Raw genomic sequence first — 22,451 nt, forward strand, 5'->3', positions numbered from 1 at the left:
GACGCCGCCTGGGCGGCCTGCGCCCGCGGCGCCCGGTCCCGGTCCGCCGCGGCCTGACCCGGCCCGGCCGGGGCGAAGGCGAGGGCGAGGCCCAGTACCCCCGCCACCACCGCGAACACGGCGGCGGCCGAGAGGCACCACGCAGGGCGACGGCAGGACAAGGTGGGCTGCCTCTCACTCGCACGGCTGGGGGACTCGTCCCGAAATGGTACGGGGAGGGGCACAAATGCGTTCGCCACCCGCCCGGCCCAGGTGAGATCCTCGATCAGGTATGTCTACTTCCTTCGCCGCCCTGCAGACGCTTCTCGGTGAGATCTCCCTCCGGGACGCGCACCGCCTCGGCCGTCGCCTCGAGGGCGCCCGCCGCATCCGCAAGCCCGAGGCCCAGCAGGCCGTGCTCGACGAGATCGCCGCGGAGGCCGAGAAGGCCGCCGCGCGACTGGCCGGCCGCGCCTCGCGCATGCCGGAGGTCACCTATCCCGAGAACCTCCCCGTCAGCCAGAAGAAGGACGAGATCGCCGAGGCGATACGCGACCACCAGGTCGTGATCGTCGCCGGTGAGACCGGCTCCGGGAAGACCACGCAGATCCCCAAGATCTGCATGGAGCTGGGGCGCGGCGTCCGGGGCATGATCGGGCACACCCAGCCCCGCCGGATCGCCGCCCGCACGGTCGCGGAGCGCATCGCCGAGGAGCTCAAGTCCGAGATCGGGCAGACCGTCGGCTGGAAGGTCCGCTTCACCGACCAGGTCAACCCCGACGCGACCTTCGTCAAGCTGATGACGGACGGCATCCTGCTCGCCGAGATCCAGACGGACCGCGAGCTGCGCGCCTACGACACGATCATCATCGACGAGGCCCACGAGCGCAGCCTCAACATCGACTTCCTGCTCGGCTACCTGGCCCAGCTGCTCCCCAAGCGGCCCGACCTCAAGGTCGTGATCACCTCCGCGACCATCGACCCGGAGCGGTTCTCCCGCCACTTCGGCGACGCCCCGATCGTCGAGGTCAGCGGGCGGACGTACCCGGTGGAGGTCCGCTACCGGCCGCTGCTCGAAGAGGACAGCGAGGAGAGCGACCGCGACCAGATCACCGCGATCTGCGACGCCGTGGACGAGCTCCAGGGCGAGGGCCCGGGCGACATCCTGGTCTTCCTCTCCGGCGAGCGGGAGATCCGCGACACCGCCGACGCCCTGATCAAGAAGAAGCTCCGCTTCACCGAGGTGCTGCCGCTCTACGCCCGCCTCTCGCACGCCGAGCAGCACCGGGTGTTCCAGCAGCACACCGGCCGCCGGATCGTGCTGGCGACCAACGTCGCCGAGACCTCCCTGACGGTCCCCGGCATCAAGTACGTGATCGACCCGGGCACGGCCCGCATCTCCCGCTACAGCCACCGCACGAAGGTGCAGCGGCTGCCCATCGAGCGGATCAGCCAGGCCAGCGCCAACCAGCGCAAGGGCCGCTGCGGCCGTACCAGCGACGGCATCTGCATCCGGCTGTACTCCGAGGACGACTTCAACGCCCGTCCGGAGTTCACGGACGCCGAGATCCTGCGCACCAACCTGGCCTCCGTCATCCTCCAGATGACCGCCGCCGGGCTCGGCGAGATCGAGAAGTTCCCCTTCATCGACCCGCCGGACCACCGCAACATCCGCGACGGCGTGCAGCTCCTCCAGGAGCTCGGCGCGCTGGACCCCGCGGAGAAGGACCCGAAGAAGCGGCTCACCCCGATGGGCCGCCAGCTCTCCCAGCTGCCGGTGGACCCGCGCCTGGCCCGCATGGTGGTGGAGGCGGACAAGAACAACTGCGTCCGCGAGGTCATGGTCATCGCGGCGGCCCTGTCGATCCAGGACCCGCGCGAGCGCCCGTCGGACAAGCAGACCCAGGCGGACCAGAACCACGCCCGGTTCAAGGACGAGACGAGCGACTTCCTCTCCTTCCTGAACATGTGGCGCTACATCCGCGAGCAGCAGAAGAAGCGCGGCTCGTCCTCCTTCCGCCGGATGTGCAAGCAGGAGTACCTGAACTTCCTGCGGATCCGCGAGTGGCAGGACATCTACGCGCAGCTGCGCTCGGTGGCCAAGACGATGGGCATCCACGTCAACGAGGCCGACGGCGCCGAGACGAACATCCACGTCTCGCTGCTGGCCGGTCTGCTGTCGCACATCGGCCTGAAGGACACCGACAAGAACGAGTACCTGGGCGCGCGGTCGGCGAAGTTCGCGATCTTCCCCGGGTCGGCGCTGTTCAAGAAGCAGCCGAAGTTCGTGATGTCGGCGGAGCTGGTGGAGACCTCGCGGCTGTGGGCGCGGGTCAACGCCAAGGTGGAGCCCGAGTGGGTGGAGCCGCTGGCGCAGCACCTGATCAAGCGCACGTACAGCGAGCCGCACTGGGAGAAGGACCAGGCGGCCGTGATGGCGTACGAGAAGGTCACCCTGTACGGGGTGCCGATCGTCGCCCAGCGGAAGATCAACTACGGCCGGATCGACCCCGAGGTCTCGCGCGAGCTGTTCATCCGCAACGCGCTGGTCGAGGGCGACTGGCGCACCCACCACAAGTTCTACGCGGACAACCGCAAGCTGCTGACCGAGGTCGAGGAGCTGGAGAACCGGGCGCGGCGCCGCGACATCGTGGTGGACGACGAGACCCTGTTCGACTTCTACGACCAGCGGATCCCCGAGCACGTGGTGTCGGGGGCGCACTTCGACTCCTGGTGGAAGCACAAGCGGCGCGAGGAGCCGGAACTCCTCGACTTCGAGCGCGAGATGCTGCTGACGGAGAAGGCGGCCGGGGTCACCAAGGCCGACTATCCGGACTCCTGGCGGCAGGGGCAGCTGAAGTTCCGGGTGACCTACCAGTTCGAGCCGGGTGCGGACGCGGACGGCGTGACCGTCCACATCCCGCTCCAGGTGCTGAACCAGGTCACCGACGAGGGCTTCGACTGGCAGATCCCGGGTCTGCGCGAGGAGGTCGTCACCGAGCTGATCCGTTCGCTGCCCAAGCCGATCCGCCGGCACTACGTGCCCGCGCCGAACTACGCCTCGCGGTTCCTGGAGCGGGAGCCGGTGCTGGGGGAGCCGCTGCCGGTGGTGCTGGCGCGCGAGCTCCAGCGGATGGTCGGGGTCCCGGTGTCGGCGGAGGACTTCGACCTCTCCCGGATCCCGGACCACCTGAAGATCACCTTCCGGATCGTTGACGAGCGGCGCCGCAAGCTCGCGGAGGACAAGGACCTGGAGGCCCTGCGGCTCCAGCTGAAGCCCAAGGCCCGCCAGGCCCTGTCCAAGGCCGCGGCGGCCACCGCCGAGCGGGCGGGCGGGGAGTCGGTGGAGCGCTCCGGGCTGACCGACTGGACGATCGGCGCCCTGGTGAAGGTCTTCGAGACCCGCCGGGCCGGCCAGCCCGTGAAGGCGTACCCGGCGCTGGTGGACGAGGGGACGAGCGTCTCCGTCCGGCTCTTCGACACCGAGGCCGAGCAGCAGCGGGCGATGTGGCTGGGCACCCGGCGGCTGATCCTCCTCAACATCCCGGTGAACCCGGCGAAGTTCGCCTCGGAGAAGCTGACCAACCAGCAGAAGCTGGCCCTCTCCCGCAATCCGCACGGCTCCATCCAGGCGCTGTTCGACGACTGCGCGACCGCGGCCACGGACAAGCTGATCGCCGACCACGGCGGTCCCGCCTGGGACGAGGCGGGCTTCCGCCGACTCTTCGACGCGGTACGGGCCGACCTGGTGGACACCACCGTGCGGACGGTCGGGCAGGTGCAGCAGGTGCTGGCGGCCTGGCAGGCCTGCGAGCGGCGGCTGAAGGCGACGAGCAGCCTGGCCCTGATGGCCAACGTCGCGGACGTGAAGGCGCAGCTGGCGGCCCTGATGCCGGCCGGTTTCGTGACGCTGACCGGGCTGAAGCGGCTGCCGGACCTGATGCGCTACCTGGTGGCGATCGACCGGCGGCTCCAGCAGATGTCGACGGGCGCCCAGCGCGACACCACGCGCATGGAGAAGGTCCACGAGATGCGCGACGAGTACCTGTGGCTGCTGGAGCAGTTGCCGAAGGGCCGGCCCGTGCCGGAGGCGGTCACCGAGATCCGCTGGATGATCGAGGAGCTGCGGGTCAGCTACTTCGCGCACGCCCTCGGCACGGCGTACCCGATCTCCGACAAGCGCATCGTGAAGGCGGTGGACGCACTCGCTCCGTGATCCGGTTCGACCGCACCCCCTGACCTGCTGTACAGTCTGACTCGCAGCCGAGCGATCGGCGGCGATTCGAGGACCTGTGGAGCAGTTGGTTAGCTCGCCACCCTGTCAAGGTGGAGGTCGCGGGTTCAAGTCCCGTCAGGTTCGCAGAAACGTCAGGGCCCGTATCCCCCAAGGGATACGGGCCCTGACGCATTGTCGGGCCCTACGACCCGGCCCGCACGGACGCGCTCCGCCACCTCATGATCACTCGGGGCTCACGAAGCCCCTGGAAGCCCCTCAGAGGGCCTCGCTCGCCCGCCCGGATCTCCTGGGGCCACCCCCGCCGCCCACGCCCCCCAAGGGGCCCTCCGGAGGCTCGCGGTGCACATCGCCCAGACGGGAGAAATCCCCCGTTCGCGTGAGGCGACCTGCGCAGGACATCCCTTTACGGGGCGCATTGCCGGATGTACAAGAGTCATCACGTGTGACGGGAGTCACCACATGAGTTTTTGGGACTCGCACATTTATCGGAGCCCTACGCACCCTCGATTTAATATGTGCAATGGCACCTACCGGCCCGACCCCTCCCGGGACAAAAAAATCGCGCTGGACCCGGCGGAGTCCAGCGCGATCGACGGCGGTGCCTGTTGGGGCAGGCCCCGCCGCATGAAGCTGTGTGGGTTCATCGGATTGGGGGATCCGATACGCACCCTTTAAAGCGGTGGTGCTGCGGGACCTCAGGCCTCGCTGCGCTGCTGCGGAATTCCCGCGAGCAGTGCGCGAACCTCGGCCTCGCGGTAACGGCGGTGTCCACCCAGGGTGCGGATGGACGTGAGCTTGCCGGCCTTGGCCCAGCGGGTAACCGTCTTCGGGTCCACGCGGAACATGGTGGCAACCTCAGCCGGGGTCAGCAGCGGCTCGGCATCAGGGGTGCGAGCGGTCATGAGCGGCCTCCTCGGGAGAACCGAACCATCTCGGTTCTTTCCTCTAAATTCTGCACCTTGGCCCGCGTTGCCCGAAATGGACATACGCAGGCCGAGTCGGTTATAGGACGAACGGCTTGTCCTCGGCACTACAACTACACCATCCGTCCAGCCTCGACGGCCAAACCGATGGAATTGCCCTCCGAGGTGTTCATCAGCGGCGGAAGCCGATGGACCGCCCTATAACGGACAGTCACCCCACTGTGACGATCAGTCACAGAGCGATCAGGAGTCGTCAGACCCCCCATAGAGTGCAATACCGAGCATTCCGCCCATAGTTGGGCGGAAGGAACCCTCCCCGGACTCCTTGTCCTATTTTGGCATGAGGATAGGGGATGGGCGCAAGGGTGTGGATAGTGCGGTCCGTCACGCTTGAGCCAATGGCCCGGATCGGGACGTAGGTCCTGGAACAAAGACCCTAATACCGTGATCAAGCCCCTGATCTGCGACTTGTGGGCCATTCGGCCGATCGTGACCGATACGGGCGATACGCGTAGCGCCCGAACGGGTTCCGAACTGGTATGTCCATGATCTACGCAGACCCCGTCTCCGGAAAGGGTCAAGGCTGCCTCTAGTTCGCGAAAAGTCTCTCCCGCACCACCCTCCAGCGCCGCGCGAGTTCCTCGTGCACCGCCGCCGCGCCCTCGCGGTCCCCCTCCCGCAGGGCCGCGATCCCCTCCGCGAGGTCGCGGGCCGACCTGTCCGCGGCCAGTCCGTCAGCCGGGAGCGCGTGCAGCAGCCCGCCGTAATCCAGTTCGACCATCGACCTCGGATGGAACTCCTCCAGCCAGCGGCCGACCTCCGCCAGCCCCTCGGCCAGCTGCCCGTACCCCGGCCAGCCCCGCCGGTCCGCCTCGCGCAGGGTCCGCAGCCCCCGCGCCAGCCGGCGCCTCGCCTGCACCATCGGCGTCCGGTAGCGCAGCCGCTCTCCCGGCAGGTACTCCCGCTCCTCGTCCGCCACCAGCACGAACCAGCGCAGCGGCACCTGCCACACCCCGGTGCGGATCCACGGGCGCGCGTCGGGGTTCCTCTCCCGCCAGGCCTCGTACTCGGCGGCGGCCCGCCGACGGGCGGACGGGGGCAGCGCCGCGTCCAGCACCGGCGCCGGGAAGTTCGCCGCCAGCTCCTCCAGCGCCAGCCAGCCGCGCAGCCGCGTCCGCCACGGGCAGACCAGCAGCACCCCGTCCAGCTCGGCGGTGAAGGCGTCCCCGCTCTCGCGGTCCGGGACCCCGACCACGGGGACCCGGACCAAGTCGGACAGGGAGCGGCGCAGTTCGTCCTGCGCGGTCGGCGCGGTCCCGCGCCGGGCGTACGCCGCCCAGTGCGTGCGCTCCGGTTCGGGGAAGGAGGCCAGGGGCTCGTAGACCCTCAGGTAGGAGGCGTACGGGACCGTCGGCGCGGGCCGCGCGGACGGCGGCCGGAGGTCGGGGGATTCGCTCACCCCCTCGTCCTCCCCGCTTCGGGGGCCCGGTTCACCTCCAACTCGCGGGCCGGGAGCGGGAGGCGGGGAGCCGGGCGGAACCCGGGAGCGTTCCGATCCCCGGACAAGGGGTACCGGCATCCGCCACAGGTCTTACTCTGCTCCCAGTGCGCCCTCCCCCACCCGCAGGGCGGGCGTCTTTCCGCCGCATCTCTTCCATGGGAGTCACCACCGTGACCGAAATGACCGACGGCGTCCTGCACACCCTGTTCCGCAGTGAGCAGGGCGGCCACGAGCAAGTCGTGCTGTGCCAGGACCGGGCCACCGGACTCAAGGCCGTCATCGCCATCCACTCCACCGCCCTGGGCCCCGCCCTCGGCGGCACGCGCTTCCACGCGTACGCCTCCGACGAGGAAGCCGTCCGTGACGCGCTGAACCTCTCGCGCGGCATGTCGTACAAGAACGCCCTCGCCGGTCTCGACCTCGGCGGCGGCAAGGCCGTCATCATCGGCGACCCCTCCGTCCTGAAGACCGAGGAGCTCCTGCTGGCCTACGGCCGGTTCGTGGAGTCGCTCGGCGGCCGCTACGTCACCGCCTGCGACGTCGGCACGTACGTCGCCGACATGGACGTCGTCGCCCGCGAGACCCGCTGGGCCACCGGCCGCTCCCCCGAGAACGGCGGCGCCGGCGACTCCTCCGTGCTCACCGCGTTCGGCGTCTTCCAGGGCATGCGCGCCAGCGCCCAGCACCTGTGGGGCGACCCGACCCTGCGCGGCCGCAAGGTCGGCGTCGCGGGCGTCGGCAAGGTCGGCCGCCACCTGGTCGAGCACCTGCTGGAGGACGGCGCCGAGGTCGTGATCACGGACGTCCGCGAGGAGTCCGTGCGCGAGATCCTCGACAAGCACCCCGGCGGCAAGGTCTCGGCCGTCGCCGACACCGAGGCCCTCATCCGCACCGAGGGGCTCGACATCTACGCCCCCTGCGCGCTGGGCGGCGCCCTCAACGACGCCTCCGTCCCGGTGCTCACGGCCTCGGTCGTGTGCGGCGCGGCCAACAACCAGCTGGCCCACCCGGGCGTGGAGAAGGACCTCGCGGACCGCGGGATCCTCTACGCCCCGGACTACGTGGTCAACGCGGGCGGCGTGATCCAGGTCGCCGACGAGCTGCACGGCTTCGACTTCGACCGGTGCAAGGCCAAGGCGTCGAAGATCTTCGACACCACCCTGGCCATATTCGCACGTGCGAAGGATGACGGGATCCCGCCGGCCGCCGCGGCCGACCGGATCGCCGAGCAGCGGATGGCCGACGCCCTGGCCGCCCGCGCCGCCGCCCGCACGGCATAGCCCCACCGGGGTCCGGCCGGACCCCCGCCGGTGACCCGCCGGAGCGTGGCGAGACGGAACTCACTGCGCTTCGGCGGGTCGGCGGCCAGGAAAGCGTTAAAATCGCAGCTGACCAGCGAGTACGGGGTGTCCCGCTGGTTCTGTGGAGAGGCACGTCATGCGGGCGGCGTACCGTATGGCCGCGGAAGCAGGTACCGTTAAACCCCTACGGACGGTCTCTCCACGGAGAGCCCGCTCCGAACCATGAACGCGTGTCAGACTCTGGGGCCGTCGAGCCCCGTCACCGAGGGGGTCGAGCCATGGGGCGCGGCCGGGCCAAGGCCAAGCAGACAAAGGTCGCCCGCCAGCTGAAGTACAACAGCGGCGGGACTGACCTCTCGCGTCTGGCCAATGAGCTGGGCGCATCGCCGACAGAGCCGCTGCCTATCAGCGCGCCGGTCGAAGTCGATGACGATCTGGACGACGACGACCCGTACGCGAAGTACGCGGATCTGTACAACGATGACGACGAGGACGAGGACGAAGAGTCCGGTCCGTCGGCGCACCGTCGCGGGGCTTGACGCACACCACCTCTGCCGTGAGCGTCTGCGCAGTCCAGCTCTCGCTGGCTGAAAGCTGAAAATGCCGAAACCCGGTCCAGGGCCTTAGCCCCGGACCGGGTTTCGGTGCTGCTCAGACCGCGTAGTCGCCGGTCAGGGTCGCACCCTCGGTGTGGTCGCCCCGGTCCAGGATCTCGCCGGCGACCCAGGCCTCGACGCCCCGGTCGGCCAGCGCGGTCAGGGCCACGTCCACCGACTCCTGCGGGACCACGGCCATCATGCCGACGCCCATGTTGAGGGTCTTCTCCAGCTCCAGCCGCTCGACGTCGCCGGCCTTGCCGACCAGGTCGAAGATCGCCCCGGGGGTCCAGGTGGAGCGGTCGACCGTGGCGTGCAGGTGGTCCGGGATGACGCGGGCCAGGTTCGCGGCGAGGCCACCGCCGGTGATGTGCGAGTAGGCGTGGACCTCGGCCGTGCGGGTGAGGGCCATGCAGTCGAGCGAGTAGATCTTCGTCGGCTCCAGCAGCTCCTCGCCGAGGGTCCGGCCGAGCTCCTCGACGTGCCGGTCGAGGGACATCCCGGCCCGGTCGAAGAGGACGTGGCGGACGAGCGAGTACCCGTTCGAGTGAAGGCCGGACGAAGCCATCGCGATGACGGCGTCCCCCGTACGGATGCGATCGGCGCCCAGGAGGCGGTCGTACTCGACCACGCCGGTGCCGGCGCCCGCGACGTCGAAGTCGTCCGGTCCGAGCAGGCCCGGGTGCTCGGCCGTCTCGCCGCCGACCAGGGCGCAGCCGGCCAGGACACAGCCCTCGGCGATGCCCTTGACGATGGCCGCGACGCGCTCGGGGTGGACCTTGCCGACGCAGATGTAGTCCGTCATGAAGAGCGGCTCGGCGCCGCAGACGACGATGTCGTCCATGACCATGGCGACCAGGTCGTGGCCGATGGTGTCGTACACGCCCATCTGGCGGGCGATGTCCACCTTGGTGCCCACGCCGTCCGTGGCCGAGGCCAGCAGGGGGCGCTCGTAGCGCTTGAGGGCGGAGGCGTCGAAGAGGCCGGCGAAGCCGCCGAGGCCGCCGAGGACCTCGGGGCGCTGCGTCTTCTTCACCCACTCCTTCATCAGCTCGACGGCGCGGTCGCCCGCTTCGATGTCGACGCCGGCGGCTGCGTAGCTTGCACCGGTGGTCTTCTCTGTCATGACAGGCGAGAGCTTTCGTGTCGTTGCTGCGTGTGGTGCCGGGCCCCGGGAGAAGCCTCAAAGACAGGGCTCGGCGCAGGTGGAGCCGGGCCGGCCCGGAAAGGGCCGGCCCACGGGCCTACGGGCGGCGGAGCGCGTCGGCGGCGTCGGTGCCGCCCGCGAGCTCGTTCTCCAGGAGCTGCTTGCCCAGGAGCTCCGGGTCGGGCAGCGCCATGGGGTACTCGCCGTCGAAGCAGGCACGGCAGAGGTTGGGCTTCTGGATGGTGGTCGCCTCGATCATCGAGTCGAGCGAGATGTACGAGAGCGAGTCCGCGCCCAGCGACGTGGCGATCTCGTCGACCGTCATGCCGTTGGCGATCAGCTCGGCCCGGGTGGCGAAGTCGATGCCGAAGAAGCACGGCCACTTCACCGGCGGCGAGGAGATCCGGATGTGGACCTCGGCCGCGCCGGCCTCGCGGAGCATCTTCACGAGGGCGCGCTGGGTGTTGCCGCGGACGATCGAGTCGTCGACGACGACGAGGCGCTTGCCCCGGATGACTTCCTTGAGCGGGTTGAGCTTGAGGCGGATGCCGAGCTGGCGGATCGTCTGCGAGGGCTGGATGAAGGTCCGGCCGACGTAGGCGTTCTTGACCAGGCCGGAGCCGTACGGGATCCCGCTGGCCTCGGCGTAGCCGACGGCGGCGGGCGTGCCGGACTCCGGCGTCGCTATCACCAGGTCGGCCTCGACCGGGGCCTCCTTGGCGAGGCGCCGGCCCATCTCGACGCGCGAGAGGTAGACGTTGCGGCCGGCGATGTCGGTGTCCGGGCGCGCCAGGTAGACGTACTCGAACACGCAGCCCTTGGGCTTCGCTTCCGCGAAGCGCGAGGTGCGCAGGCCGTTCTCGTCGATCGCGATGAGCTCGCCCGGCTCGACCTCGCGCACGAAGCTGGCGCCGCAGATGTCGAGGGCGGCGGTCTCGCTCGCGACCACCCAGCCGCGCTCCAGGCGGCCGAGGACCAGCGGGCGGATGCCCTGCGGGTCACGGGCGGTGTAGAGGGTTCCCTCGTCCATGAAGACCAGCGAGAAGGCGCCCTTGACCTGCGGGAGGACCTTGGCGGCCGACTCCTCGATGGTCAGGGGCCTGCCCTCGTCGTCGGTCTGGCCGGCGAGGAGGGCGGTCACCAGGTCGGTGTCGTTGGTGGCCGCCACCTGGGTGGCGCGGCCATCCTGACGGGGGAGGTCGGCGACCATCTCGGCGAGCTCGGCGGTGTTCACCAGGTTGCCGTTGTGACCCAGGGCAATGGAGCCGTGGGCGGTCGCCCGGAAGGTGGGCTGAGCGTTCTCCCAGACGGAGGCTCCGGTGGTCGAATAGCGGGCGTGACCGACCGCGATATGACCCTGGAGCGAGCCGAGGGAGGTTTCGTCGAAGACTTGGGACACAAGGCCCATGTCCTTGAAGACGAGGATCTGGGAACCGTTGCTCACAGCGATTCCCGCGGACTCTTGTCCACGGTGCTGCAGGGCATACAGTCCGAAGTAGGTGAGCTTGGCGACCTCTTCACCCGGAGCCCAGACACCGAAGACGCCGCAAGCGTCCTGGGGGCCCTTCTCGCCGGGGAGCAGGTCGTGGTTGAGTCGTCCATCACCACGAGGCACGCCCCCGAGTGTAGGCGAGATCGACCACTGGTCCGAATTGGGGACGGCTGGGAAATGTCACAGCACAGAGGGTGACGGGATGCCTCCGTCTCGCTATTCGATCTTTTGTTGACATCTACGAGGGAATTCGTACAGGCTCTCGCCCCATGCAGCCCCTCGGTGACCGTTCCGTCACCCTCGTCGAGCGCCGGCACGTGGACCTGGTCCGTGTCGCGAGCGCCATGTGTCGCTGCTTCGCATAGCCGCAACTCTTCTTCCCCTTTTCACATTTCCGCCTCACCCCGGCCTGCCCCGCCGCGCCGCGCGCCGTCCCGCGCCCCGCCGGCGGCGGGCGGGTGAGCCGCGCCTTGGAGTACTTGTGTCTTCGCACAACAGCAAGCTGTCCCGCCGTGCCTTCGGGGGCGCCGTCGGAGCGACCGCGGCGGTCACCGCGGCGGGGCTGGGAGCGGCTCCCGCACAGGCCGCCGACCGGTCTGCGGACGCCCGTGAGGCCGCTCCCGGGGAGCGCGATTTCCGGGCCGCCCGCGAGCGCCGGTCGCGCCGCCCGAACATCCTGTTCATCCTGGGCGACGACCTCGGCTGGGCCGACCTGTCCTCGTACGGCTCCCCCCACATCAAGACCCCGAACCTGGACCGGCTCGCCCGCCAGGGGGTCCGGTTCACCGACGCCTACTCCGGTTCGGCGACCTGCTCCCCGACCCGTTTCAGCCTCTACACCGGGCGCTACCCGGGCCGTACGAAGGGCGGTCTGGCCGAGCCGATCGCGGACAAGACGGCGGGCCTGGACCCGACGCACCCGACGCTGGCCTCACTGCTGCGGGAGGCCGGGTACTCCACCGCGCTGATCGGCAAGTGGCACGCCGGCTACCTGCCGGACTACAGCCCGACCAAGTCCGGCTGGGACACGTTCTTCGGGAACTTCGGCGGGGCGCTGGAGTACTACTCCAAGCTGGGCCTGGGCGGCGAGTACGACCTGTACGAGGGCGACGCCGAGTACAAGGACCTGCGCTACTACACGAGGATCATCACGGAGCGGGCGAGCGAGTACGTCTCCCGCGACCACCACGGCAAGCCGTGGCTGCTGAACCTGAACTTCACCACCCCGCACTGGCCGTGGATCGCCGAGGGGGACACCGCGGAGAGCGCCGAGATCGTCCGGCGGATCAAGGCGGGCGACGCCCGGGCGCTGTGGCACCAGGACGGCGGCTCGGTGGAGAAGTACAAGCAGATGGTGGAGGACCTGGACCGCTCGGTGGGCCGGGTGCTGGACGCGCTGCGGCGCTCGGGCCAGGAGGAGGACACCCTGGTCGTCTTCGGCAGCGACAACGGCGGCGAGCGCTTCTCGTACAACTGGCCGCTCTCGGGCAACAAGGCCTCCCTCCAGGAGGGCGGGATCCGGGTGCCGAACATCCTGCGCTGGCCCGCCCGGATCGACGGCGGCCAGGTCAGCCGGGTCCCGGTGTTCAGCCCGGACTGGACGGCGACCCTGCTGGAGCTGGCCGGGACCCGGCCGCACCGGGCGTACCCGCTGGACGGCGTGAGCCTGGCCGGATACCTGCTGCGCGGGGAGCGGCCGGCCGAGCGGGACCTGTTCTGGCGGGTGCGCGGGGAGCGGGCGCTGCGGCGCGGGAACTGGAAGTACTACCGGGGCAGGTCCGGCCGCGACCAGCTGTTCGACCTGGCCGGTGACCTGCGCGAGCAGGCCGACAAGGCCGCGGTGGAACCCGCCAGGCTGGCGGAGCTGCGGGCGGCCTGGGAGCGGACGGACGCGGGCCTGCTCCCGTACCCCTCCTGACCTCCCTCAGGCGCCGACGGACCCGCCTCACTCGGCCGCCGAGCCCGCCTCCGCGGTCAGGGACCTGCCGTCGGCCGCGGTGAGGGTGAGGGTGGCGCCCCGGACCTGCCAGGTGAGCGGGCCCGCGCCGAACAGCCCGGTCAGGGCCCGCTCGACCTCGCCGGGCGGGCCCTCGCAGGCCATCCGGGTGCTGGTCAGCGGCCCGAAGGTGACGGTGGGTCCCGCGACGGCCGCCCCCGCGCTGAACCGGTTGCAGCCGAGGCTGCCGCCGGCGGTGCCGTCGGGGGCGAGGGTGAACCGGGCCCGGCCGGCCGCCCCGGCGGGCACCGGGACTCCGGAGAGGGCCGTCACGGTCCACCGGGTCACGGTCAGCGGGGCGTCGGGGACCGGGGGCGTGGCGGAGACGGGTGCGGGCACGGGGGTGTCCCTCTCCTGCGGGGTCCCGGCGCAGCCGGCCAGGGCCAGTACGAGGACCAGCCCGCCGGCGGCGAGCCCCGGGGAGTGCCTGAGGATGCGCATGCCCCTGGGACGGCCCGGCCCCCCGGCCGGTTCCCCGCTCAGCTCATCAGCGGCAGCAGCCCGGACAGGTCGGCCCGCTCACCGCTCGCGCTGACCCGGGCCGCGTCCAGGGCCTCGGCCCAGCCGGTCCGGCCCGTCGCGAGCCGGAGCCAGGTGAGCGGGTCGGTCTCCACCACGTTGGGCGGAGTGCCCCGGGTGTGGCGGGGTCCCTCGACGCACTGGACCACCGCGAAGGGCGGGATCCGCACCTCCACCGAGCCCCCGGGCGCCTTCACGGCGAGGGCGTCGGCGAGCAGCCGGGTGCAGGCGGCGAGGGCCTGCCGCTCGACGGGGACGTCCAGGCCGGTGGCCCGGTTCAGGTCGTCGGTGTGCACCACCAGCTCGACGGTCCGGGTGACCAGGAAGTCGGCGAGGGTCATGTCCCCGATCCACAGGTGCATCACCCGGCTGCCGGGGTTCGCCTCCAGGGCCTCGGCCATCCGCGTGCCCGCCCGCTCGAACAGCTCGGCGACCGGGGCGCCGGTCAGGGTCTCCCGGGCGGCCTCGGAGATCTTCCCGGCGAGGGACGCGGTGGCGAAGGGCCACTCGACGGCGCTCAGCTCGGCGACGGCGGCCGGCGGCCGGGCCAGCCCCCCGGCCAGCGAGTCCGCGATCCAGGCGATGTGCCCGGCGAGCTCCCCGACGGTCCACTCCCCGACCCCGCTGGGCCGTGCGAGTTCCCCGGGCCCCAAGTCCCGTACGGCCCGGGCGACATGCCCGAACTGGGCGATGACGGCGGCGCGGATCTTCGCGTCGTCGTAGGTTCGCTGCTTCTTCTTGGCGGGCGGCATGAACCGACCCTACTGGGGAGCCCCGCGGCGGGGCGGTCACGCCGGGGCCCCGCCCGCACACCGCGCGGACGGGGCCCCGTACGACCGGGGGCGATCAGGCCAGCAGGGCCGGGATGGTCGCCTCGTGGGCCTCGCGGAGTTCCGCCAGGGGGAGGGTGAACTCGCCCTGGACCTCGATCTCCTCGCCGTCCACCACGCCGATGCGGGTGGCGGGCAGGCCCCGCGCGCCGCACATGTCGGTGAAGCGGAGCTCCTCGCTGCGCGGGACCGACACGATGGCGCGGCCCGCGGACTCGGAGAACAGGAAGGTGAAGGCGTCCAGGCCCTCGGGGACGACGATCCGCGCGCCGTTGCCGCCCTTGAGGCAGGACTCGGTGAGCGCCTGGATCACGCCGCCGTCGGACAGGTCGTGCGCCGCGTCGACCATGCCGTCGCGGGACGCCGAGATCAGGATCTCGCCGAGCAGCTTCTCGCGGCCCAGGTCCACCTTGGGCGGCAGGCCGCCGAGGTGGTCGTGGACGACCTGGGACCAGGCCGAGCCGCCGAACTCCTCGGAGGTGTCGCCCAGCAGGTACAGCAGCTGGCCGGCCTCCTTGAACGCCATCGGCGTGCGGCGGTTGACGTCGTCGATGACGCCGAGGACCGCCACGACCGGGGTCGGGTGGATCGCGACGTCGCCCGTCTGGTTGTAGAGGGAGACGTTGCCGCCGGTGACCGGGGTGCCCAGCTCCAGGCAGCCGTCCGCGAGACCGCGGGTGGCCTCGGCGAACTGCCACATGACGTCCGGGTCCTCAGGGGAGCCGAAGTTCAGGCAGTCGGAGATCGCGAGCGGCTTGGCGCCGGTGGCGGCGACGTTGCGGTACGCCTCGGCCAGGGCCAGCTGCGCGCCCGTGTACGGGTCGAGCTTGGCGTAGCGGCCGTTGCCGTCGGTGGCCATCGCGACGCCGAGGTTGGACTCCTCGTCGATGCGGACCATGCCCGCGTCCTCGGGCTGCGCCAGCACGGTGTTGCCCTGCACGAAGCGGTCGTACTGGTCGGTGACCCAGGACTTGGAGGCCTGGTTCGGGGAGGAGACCAGGGCCAGGACCTGCGCGCGGAGCTCCTCGGAGGTCTGCGGGCGGGGCAGCAGGCCGGCGTCGTCGGCCTGGAGGGCGTCCTGCCAGGAGGGACGGGCGTACGGGCGGTTGTAGACCGGGCCCTCGTGGGCGACGGTGCCCGGGGGCACGTCCACGATCTGCTCGCCGTGCCAGAAGATCTCCAGGTGGTCGCCGTCGGTCACCTCACCGATGACGGTGGCGATGACGTCCCACTTCTCGCAGATCTCCATGAAGCGCTCGACGTGCTGCGGCTCGACGATCGCGCACATGCGCTCCTGCGACTCGCTCATGAGGATCTCCTCGGGCGAGAGCGTCGCGTCGCGCAGCGGGACGGTGTCGAGCTCGACCCGCATGCCGCCGGAGCCGGCGGAGGCCAGCTCGGAGGTGGCGCAGGAGAGCCCGGCGCCGCCGAGGTCCTGGATGCCCGCGACCAGCTTCTCCTTGAAGATCTCCAGGGTGCACTCGATGAGGAGCTTCTCCTGGAAGGGGTCGCCGACCTGGACGGCGGGGCGCTTGGTGGGCTTGGTGTCGTCGAAGGTCTCGGACGCGAGGACCGAGACGCCGCCGATGCCGTCGCCGCCGGTGCGGGCGCCGTAGAGGATGACCTTGTTGCCGGGGCCGGAGGCCTTGGCGAGGTGGATGTCCTCGTGCTTCATCACGCCGATGCAGCCGGCGTTGACCAGCGGGTTGCCCTGGTAGCAGGAGTCGAAGACGACCTCGCCGCCGATGTTGGGCAGGCCCAGGCAGTTGCCGTAGCCGCCGATGCCCGCGACGACGCCCGGCAGGACGCGCTTGGTGTCGGGGTGGTCGGCCGCGCCGAAGCGCAGCGGGTCCACGACGGCGACCGGGCGGGCGCCCATGGCGAGGATGTCGCGGACGATGCCGCCGATGCCCGTGGCCGCGCCCTGGTAGGGCTCGATGTACGAGGGGTGGTTGTGCGACTCGACCTTGAAGGTGACCGCGTAGCCCTGGCCGACGTCGACGACGCCGGCGTTCTCGCCGATGCCGACGAGCATGGCGTCGTTCTCCGGGACCTTCTCGCCGAACTGGCGCAGGTGGACCTTGCTGCTCTTGTACGAGCAGTGCTCGGACCACATGACGGAGTACATGGCGAGCTCGGCGCCGGTGGGCCGGCGGCCGAGGATCTCACGGATCCGGGCGTACTCGTCCTCCTTGAGGCCGAGCTCCTTCCAGGGCTGGGAGGCGTCCGGGGTCTCCGTCGCGTTCTTGACCGTGTCGAGGCTCATGCGTTGACCAGCTTCTTCAGGACCGAGGTGAAGAACGGGAGGCCGTCGGTGCGGCCCGTCCCGATCAGCGGCTCGACCGCGTGCTCGGGGTGCGGCATGAGGCCGACGACGTTGCCCGCGGCGTTGGTGATGCCGGCGATGTCGCGCAGCGAGCCGTTGGGGTTCACGTCGAGGTACCGGAAGGCCACTCGGCCTTCGGCCTCCAGTTCGTCGAGCGTGCGCTCGTCGGCGACGTACCGGCCGTCCATGTTCTTGAGCGGGACGGAGATCTCCTGGCCGGCGGTGTAGTCGCCGGTCCACGCGGTGTCCGCGTTCTCCACCCGCAGCTTCTGGTCGCGGCAGATGAAGTGGAGGTGGTTGTTGCGGAGCATCGCCCCCGGCAGCAGGTGGGCCTCGGTGAGGACCTGGAAGCCGTTGCAGATGCCGAGGACGGGCATGCCGCCCTTGGCCTGCTCGATGATGGTCTCCATCACCGGCGAGAAGCGGGAGATGGCCCCGGCGCGCAGGTAGTCCCCGTAGGAGAAGCCGCCCGCGAGGACGACCGCGTCGACCTGGTGGAGGTCCTTGTCGCGGTGCCACAGCGAGACCGGCTCGGCCCCCGCGAGGCGGACGGCGCGCAGCGAGTCACGGTCGTCGAGCGTTCCGGGGAACGTGACGACACCGATGCGAGTGGTCACCGTCAGGCCTCGACCTTCACGGTGAAGTCTTCGATGACGGTGTTGGCGAGGAACGTTTCGGCCATCTTGTGGATGCGGTCGAGGGCGGCCTGATCGACCTCTCCCTCCACTTCCAGTTCGAAGCGCTTCCCCTGGCGGACGTCGGCGATCCCCTCGAAGCCCAGGCGCGGCAGTGCACGCTGCACCGCCTGGCCCTGGGGGTCGAGGATCTCCGGCTTGAGCATGACGTCGACTACGACGCGTGCCACTGGCACTCCCGATGAGGTGGTTGGTGCAAGGCGGTTCCCTCAGCGTACCCGTCCGAAATTTCTACGCGGGTAGATATGGGGCGGCGGGGTACCGCGTCCGGTTTCGGCTTCACCAACGCTTCGCAAAATCCACCGGAAAACCACTCGCCCGGCATTGCGGCGGGACACGCGGGAGGAATTAACTGGGCTTCGCAATTCAATGAGAATCGCGGTACAAAGGAATCAGCCGGGATTCCTACGGTTTGACGCATTCCACCGAAACATCCACACAGGCGACATCACCGCACGTCAGCACGGGCGGCGAGGCGCACGAAGGGACCGATATCCGTGGCGCAGCGCGTAGTAGTCACGATCTCCGACGACCTCGACGGCGGGGAAGCGGCGGAAACCGTGACGTTCGCCCTGGACGGTAAGTCCTACGAGATCGACCTCAATGTGGCGAACGCAAAGAAACTGCGGAAGGGCCTGGCCCCCTTCGTGGCCGCCGGCCGCAGGCAGTCCCGCTCGGGCAAGACCTTCAAGCACACGTCCGTGGCCCCCGACCCGGCCGTCGTCCGCGCCTGGGCGCGCTCCAACGGCCACGACGTGCCCCCGCGCGGGCGCATCCCGAAGGCCGTCTACGCGGCGTACAACGAAGCCCACTGACCCCGGATTTGCCATGCACCCCCTCGGATCGGCTAGTGTGTGGATCACGCCGAGGGGCCAGGCCGAAAGGCCGGGAACCGAAGTCGTGCGGGTGTAGTTCAGTAGCAGAACACCCCCCTTCCAGGGGGGAGGCGCAGTGTGCAATCCCTGTCACCCGCTCTGCATCGCTTTACCGACCACGGTCGTGGATCAGGTAGAGTGAGGCACACAGTGAACGGCCCACAAGCCGTCGCTGGGCATGCGGACGTAGCTCAGTTGGTAGAGCACCACCTTGCCAAGGTGGATGTCGCGCGTTCGAGTCGCGTCGTCCGCTCAGACGACAAAGGCCCCGATCTCCGGATCGGGGCCTTTGTCGTTCTCCCACTCCCATTGCCGACGCGCGCCCGGCTGTGGCACAGCTCACTTTCCGATGACAAATGTCATCGCCGGTCATGACAGCGCGCACTGCTCCCCCGCCCGGACCGCCGGGAGGCTTGGAGCATGACCACCGACACAGTGATCCGGGCCGAAGGGCTCCGCCGCGGCTACTCCGGCGGCTTCGAGGCCGTGCGCGGCGTCAGCTTCTCCGTCACCCGCGGCGAGGTTTTCGCCCTGCTCGGCACCAACGGCGCCGGCAAGACCTCCACCGTCGAGCTGCTGGAAGGGCTCGCCGCCCCCACCGGCGGCGAGGTCCGGGTGTTCGGGCTCGACCCGTACGCCCGCCGGGCCGAGGTCCGCCCGCGCACCGGCGTCATGCTCCAGGAGGGCGGATTCCCCTCGGACCTGACCGTCGCCGAGACCCTGCGGATGTGGGGCGGGGTCACCTCCGGCGCCCGCCCGGCGGGGGAGGTGCTGGAGCTGGTCGGACTGGCCGCGCGGGCCTCCGTACGGGTCAAGCAGCTGTCCGGCGGCGAGCGGCGGCGCCTGGACCTGGCGCTCGCCCTGCTGGGCCGGCCCGAGGTGCTGTTCCTCGACGAGCCGACCACCGGCATGGACCCCGAAGGCCGCCAGGACACCTGGGACCTCGTACGGGACCTGCGGGCGCAGGGCACCACGGTGCTGCTGACCACGCACTACCTGGAGGAGGCCGAGGCCCTCGCGGACCGGCTCGCGATCATGCACGAGGGGGAGCTGGTACTGACCGGCACCCCCGCCGAGGTCACCGCCACCCGCCCCTCCCGGATCCGCTTCACCCTCCCCGACGGGGTGCCCGCCGCCCGGCTGCCGCTCGCGCTGCGCGCCGCCGCCGAGGGCCCGCGCGTGGAGATCCGTACCGAACGGCTCCAGGCCGACCTCACCGCCCTGCTGCTCTGGGCCGGGGAGGCCGGGGTCGAACTGGCCGGGCTCGACGCCCGCCACGCCTCCCTGGAGGAGGCCTTCCTGGAGATCGCCCGCAGCCGCCGCGACGCGGCGGCCGCCGCCCACCGCACCCACGACACGATGGCGGGGACCCGATGAACGCGCCGACCCTCAGCCCCGGCCGGCTCGCCGCGCTGGGCCGCTCCGAACTGACCCTGCTGGTGCGCAACCGGGCCACCCTGAGCGTGGCCGTGCTGATGCCCGCGTCCATGGTCTTCGTGCTGCGCACGATCGTCGGCGGGGACGGCGCCGCCGACGCCGCCCGGGCCACCCTCACCGGGGGCATCGGGATGGTGCTCCTCCTCGTCGTCTACATGAACCTGGTCTCCGCCTACGTCGCCCGGCGCGAGGAGCTCGTGCTGAAGCGGCTGCGCACCGGCGAGGCGGGCGACCTGGAGATCCTGGCGGGGACCGCGCTGCCCGCGGCGGTGATCGCCCTCGTCCAGATCGCCGCCCTCGCGGTGGCCGGCGCCGCGGTCCTGGGCGCGCCGATGCCGCGCAACCCTGCGCTGGTGCTGGCCGGCGTCCTCGCCGCCTTGCCGCTGCTCGCCGGAATGGCCGCACTGACCAGCGCCTTCACCCGCAGCGTGGAGACCGCCGGGCTGACGACGCTGCCGCTGTTCCTGGTGTCGGCGCTCGGCTCGGGGCTGTTCGCCGATCCGGACGCGCTGCCCGCCACGGTGGCCTCGGTGTGCGAACTGCTGCCGCTCAGCGGGGTGATGGCGCTCGTCCGGGCCGGCTGGAGCGGCGGGACGGGTGCGTACGAGCTGCTGGGGGCCGCGATCACCACGCTGGCCTGGATCACGGTCACGGTGTTTGCTGTCCAGCGGTGGTTCCGCTGGGAACCGCGCCGCTAGACCAGAGGGAAGAGCCGGGGGGACGGGCCGTGTCGAAGCTGACCGGATGGTGGAGGAACCGCAGCAGTGCGGGCAAGGTCGAGGTGTACACGCGCTGGTCGTTCCACTTCTTCGTCCTCGTGGAGATCATGTCCTTCGGGTCGATGGCCTTCACGATCCGCGACCCCGCCGACCCGAGGCCGCTGGCCCCGTCCGTGGCGGCCTTCCTGGTGGTCTGCGCGCACTCCGTGCTCGTCGGGTTCCTCTCCTCCAGGGCCCTGGACTTCGTCACCGGCCGCCGTGAACGGCCGGTGCGGCTCGCGGTGGTGACCACGGCCGCGACGGCCGCGACCGTCCTGCTCTTCCTGTGCCTGCGCCGGTTCGCCGGCCTCCACGAGGCGGCGGCGCCCGGACTGGTGGTCGGGGTGAGCTGCTTCGGCTGCGGGTCCCTGGTCCTGACCCTGGAGAAGGTCCGGCACATGCGGTACGTGCCCCCGGCCGCGGCGGCCGGCGCGGCGGTGGCCGTCGCCGCGCTGGGCCTGCCGCTGAACGAGGCCCTCGGGTACTTCCTCGGGGTCCTGATCACCTGCGCCTTCCTCGCCTTCACCTGCGGGTTCTCCGGATGGCTGCTGCGCACCGTCTACGAGCTCGACCACGCCCGGGAGATCCAGGCGCGGCTGGCGGTCGCGGAGGAGCGGCTGCGGTTCGGGCGGGACCTGCACGACGTGATGGGCCGCAACCTGGCGGTCATCGCCCTCAAGAGCGAGCTGGCGGTGCAGCTGGCCCGGCGCGAACGCCCCGAGGCCGTCGACCAGATGATCGAGGTGCAGCGGATCGCGCGCGAGTCGCAGCGGGAGGTGCGCGACGTGGTGCGCGGCTACCGGGAGGCGGACCTCGCGGTGGAACTGGAAGGCGCGCGCGGGGTGCTGAGCGCGGCCGGGATGGACTGCCGGGTCGAGCTGTCGACGGCCGCCCGGGAACTGCCGGGCGAGGTGCAGTCGGCGCTCGGCTGGGTGGTCCGCGAGGCGACCACGAACGTACTGCGGCACGGGGACGCCCGCAGCTGCCTGATCCGGCTGACGGACCGGGAGGCCGCGGGCACCCTGACGCTGCTGGTGGAGAACGACGGGGTGCCCGAGGCACCGGCCGGACCGCCCGGATCCGGGCTCGCGGGGCTGCGGGAGCGGCTCGCGGCCGTGGACGGGACCCTGCACGCCGGACCGGCCGACGGCGGCCTGTTCCGGCTGCGGGCCGAGATACCGCTGGACGCACGACGAGTGGAGGTGCGGGCGTGAGCCCCGTACGGGTACTGCTGGCCGATGACGAGCACCTGATCCGGGGGGCGCTGGCCGCCCTGCTGGGGCTGGAGGACGACCTCGCGGTCGTCGCGGAGGCGGCCTCCGGGCCGGAGGCGCTCGCCATGGCGCGGGCGCACCGGCCGGACGTGGCGGTGCTGGACCTCCAGATGCCGGGGGCGGACGGTGTGAGCGTGGCCACGTCCCTGCGGTCGGAACTGCCCGACTGCAAGGTCATGATCGTAACCAGCCACGGCCGGCCGGGGCACCTGAAGCGGGCCCTCGCGGCGGGGGTGCGGGCCTTCGCCCCGAAGACGGTCTCGGCGCAGCGGCTGGCCGAGCTGATCCGCACCGTGCACGCCGGAGGCCGTTACGTGGACCCGGAGTTGGCGGCCGACGCGATCAGCGCGGGGGACTCCCCGCTGACGGCCCGCGAGGCGGAGGTGCTGGAACTCGCGGCCGACGGGGCGCCCATCGCGGAGATCGCGGAGCGGGCCTCGCTGTCGCAGGGGACCGTGCGGAACTACCTGTCCTCGGCGGCCACGAAGCTCGGCGCGGAGAACCGGCACACGGCGGTGCGTCTCGCCCGGTCCCGAGGTTGGGTATAGTAGGCATCGCGCTACGG

General features: G+C 71.0%; 19 protein-coding genes and 3 tRNA genes. 13 read left to right on the plus strand and 9 right to left on the minus strand.

The window, feature by feature from the left end:
- Positions 1-271: 271 nt before the first annotated feature.
- On the plus strand, positions 272-4,195 hold the full coding sequence (gene hrpA / locus ABT403_RS04125; protein WP_344160779.1) for an ATP-dependent RNA helicase HrpA: 3,924 nt from the start codon (positions 272-274) through the stop codon (positions 4,193-4,195).
- A 70-nt stretch (positions 4,196-4,265) separates the two neighbouring features.
- Positions 4,266-4,339: transfer RNA gene (locus ABT403_RS04130), tRNA-Asp, on the plus strand.
- A gap of 572 nt (positions 4,340-4,911) precedes the next feature.
- Here the strand turns inward: ABT403_RS04130 and bldC are convergent.
- Entirely contained in the window at positions 4,912-5,118 is a 207-nt protein-coding gene (bldC, locus tag ABT403_RS04135) for a developmental transcriptional regulator BldC (RefSeq protein WP_003949541.1), read from the minus strand.
- Between the two features lie 610 nt (positions 5,119-5,728).
- Positions 5,729-6,598: a DUF8083 family protein gene (locus tag ABT403_RS04140; RefSeq protein WP_344160776.1), complete on the minus strand. Its 870-nt coding sequence runs from the start codon at positions 6,596-6,598 to the stop codon at positions 5,729-5,731.
- 212 nt (positions 6,599-6,810) lie between these two features.
- Here ABT403_RS04140 and ABT403_RS04145 point away from each other — a divergent pair, with 212 nt between their 5' ends.
- Both ABT403_RS04145 and ABT403_RS04150 read left to right on the plus strand, forming a co-directional pair.
- Positions 6,811-7,920, plus strand: a complete 1,110-nt coding sequence (locus ABT403_RS04145) for a Leu/Phe/Val dehydrogenase (RefSeq protein WP_344160773.1) — start codon at positions 6,811-6,813, stop codon at positions 7,918-7,920.
- A 299-nt stretch (positions 7,921-8,219) separates the two neighbouring features.
- Entirely contained in the window at positions 8,220-8,480 is a 261-nt protein-coding gene (locus tag ABT403_RS04150; protein ID WP_030225602.1) for a DUF3073 domain-containing protein, read from the plus strand.
- A gap of 112 nt (positions 8,481-8,592) precedes the next feature.
- Here the strand turns inward: ABT403_RS04150 and purM are convergent, their stop codons facing one another.
- Together purM and purF are read right to left on the minus strand one after the other, a co-directional pair.
- Positions 8,593-9,663: a phosphoribosylformylglycinamidine cyclo-ligase gene (purM, locus tag ABT403_RS04155; RefSeq protein WP_344160766.1), complete on the minus strand. Its 1,071-nt coding sequence runs from the start codon at positions 9,661-9,663 to the stop codon at positions 8,593-8,595.
- Positions 9,664-9,781: 118 nt separating this feature from the next.
- On the minus strand, positions 9,782-11,299 hold the full coding sequence (gene purF / locus ABT403_RS04160) for an amidophosphoribosyltransferase (RefSeq protein WP_344160763.1): 1,518 nt from the start codon (positions 11,297-11,299) through the stop codon (positions 9,782-9,784).
- A 146-nt stretch (positions 11,300-11,445) separates the two neighbouring features.
- On the opposite strand from purF, the gene ABT403_RS04165 reads away from it, so the two are divergent.
- Both ABT403_RS04165 and ABT403_RS04170 read left to right on the plus strand, forming a co-directional pair.
- The gene (locus ABT403_RS04165; RefSeq protein WP_351647872.1) at positions 11,446-11,541 is read left to right on the plus strand and encodes a putative leader peptide; all 96 of its coding nucleotides are present in this window, start codon (positions 11,446-11,448) and stop codon (positions 11,539-11,541) included.
- A gap of 116 nt (positions 11,542-11,657) precedes the next feature.
- A complete protein-coding gene (locus ABT403_RS04170) occupies positions 11,658-13,094 on the plus strand; it encodes a sulfatase-like hydrolase/transferase (RefSeq protein ID WP_344160760.1) in 1,437 nt (478 codons plus the stop codon).
- Between the two features lie 27 nt (positions 13,095-13,121).
- Here the strand turns inward: ABT403_RS04170 and ABT403_RS04175 are convergent, their stop codons facing one another.
- From ABT403_RS04175 to purS, 5 genes are all read right to left on the minus strand, one after another.
- Complete coding sequence (locus ABT403_RS04175) at positions 13,122-13,613, minus strand: META domain-containing protein (protein WP_344160757.1); 492 nt, start codon at positions 13,611-13,613, stop codon at positions 13,122-13,124.
- 38 nt (positions 13,614-13,651) lie between these two features.
- Complete coding sequence (locus ABT403_RS04180; RefSeq protein WP_344160754.1) at positions 13,652-14,443, minus strand: maleylpyruvate isomerase family mycothiol-dependent enzyme; 792 nt, start codon at positions 14,441-14,443, stop codon at positions 13,652-13,654.
- Between the two features lie 94 nt (positions 14,444-14,537).
- Positions 14,538-16,787 (minus strand): phosphoribosylformylglycinamidine synthase subunit PurL, encoded by a 2,250-nt coding sequence (purL, locus tag ABT403_RS04185; RefSeq protein ID WP_344160751.1) that lies wholly within the window; start codon positions 16,785-16,787, stop codon positions 14,538-14,540.
- Positions 16,784-17,464, minus strand: a complete 681-nt coding sequence (gene purQ / locus ABT403_RS04190) for a phosphoribosylformylglycinamidine synthase subunit PurQ (protein WP_344160748.1) — start codon at positions 17,462-17,464, stop codon at positions 16,784-16,786. The genes purL and purQ overlap by 4 nt, the downstream gene beginning before the upstream one ends.
- Positions 17,465-17,466: 2 nt before the next feature.
- Complete coding sequence (purS, locus tag ABT403_RS04195) at positions 17,467-17,718, minus strand: phosphoribosylformylglycinamidine synthase subunit PurS (protein WP_257790362.1); 252 nt, start codon at positions 17,716-17,718, stop codon at positions 17,467-17,469.
- Between the two features lie 321 nt (positions 17,719-18,039).
- Between purS and ABT403_RS04200 the strand changes: the two genes are divergently transcribed.
- The 7 genes from ABT403_RS04200 (at position 18,040) to ABT403_RS04230 (ending at position 22,434) form a co-directional block, all read left to right on the plus strand.
- Entirely contained in the window at positions 18,040-18,357 is a 318-nt protein-coding gene (locus tag ABT403_RS04200; RefSeq protein ID WP_344160743.1) for a histone-like nucleoid-structuring protein Lsr2, read from the plus strand.
- A gap of 87 nt (positions 18,358-18,444) precedes the next feature.
- Positions 18,445-18,516: transfer RNA gene (locus tag ABT403_RS04205), tRNA-Gly, on the plus strand.
- 81 nt (positions 18,517-18,597) lie between these two features.
- A tRNA-Gly gene (locus tag ABT403_RS04210) sits at positions 18,598-18,670 on the plus strand.
- A 167-nt stretch (positions 18,671-18,837) separates the two neighbouring features.
- Positions 18,838-19,794 carry an ABC transporter ATP-binding protein gene (locus tag ABT403_RS04215; protein WP_344160740.1) on the plus strand — a complete coding sequence of 319 codons (957 nt, stop codon included), beginning with the start codon at positions 18,838-18,840 and terminating at the stop codon, positions 19,792-19,794.
- Positions 19,791-20,552, plus strand: coding sequence for an ABC transporter permease (locus tag ABT403_RS04220; RefSeq protein WP_344160737.1), 762 nt, complete (start codon positions 19,791-19,793; stop codon positions 20,550-20,552). The genes ABT403_RS04215 and ABT403_RS04220 overlap by 4 nt, the downstream gene beginning before the upstream one ends.
- Before the next feature lie 29 nt (positions 20,553-20,581).
- The gene (locus tag ABT403_RS04225; protein WP_344160734.1) at positions 20,582-21,826 is read left to right on the plus strand and encodes a sensor histidine kinase; all 1,245 of its coding nucleotides are present in this window, start codon (positions 20,582-20,584) and stop codon (positions 21,824-21,826) included.
- Positions 21,823-22,434: a response regulator gene (locus tag ABT403_RS04230; RefSeq protein ID WP_344160731.1), complete on the plus strand. Its 612-nt coding sequence runs from the start codon at positions 21,823-21,825 to the stop codon at positions 22,432-22,434. Before ABT403_RS04225 ends, ABT403_RS04230 begins: the two co-directional genes overlap by 4 nt.
- The last annotated feature ends 17 nt before the right edge of the window (positions 22,435-22,451 follow it).

It is taken from the genome of Streptomyces sp. NPDC000075 (genome assembly GCF_040301925.1).
Lineage (GTDB): Bacteria > Actinomycetota > Actinomycetes > Streptomycetales > Streptomycetaceae > Streptomyces > Streptomyces polychromogenes.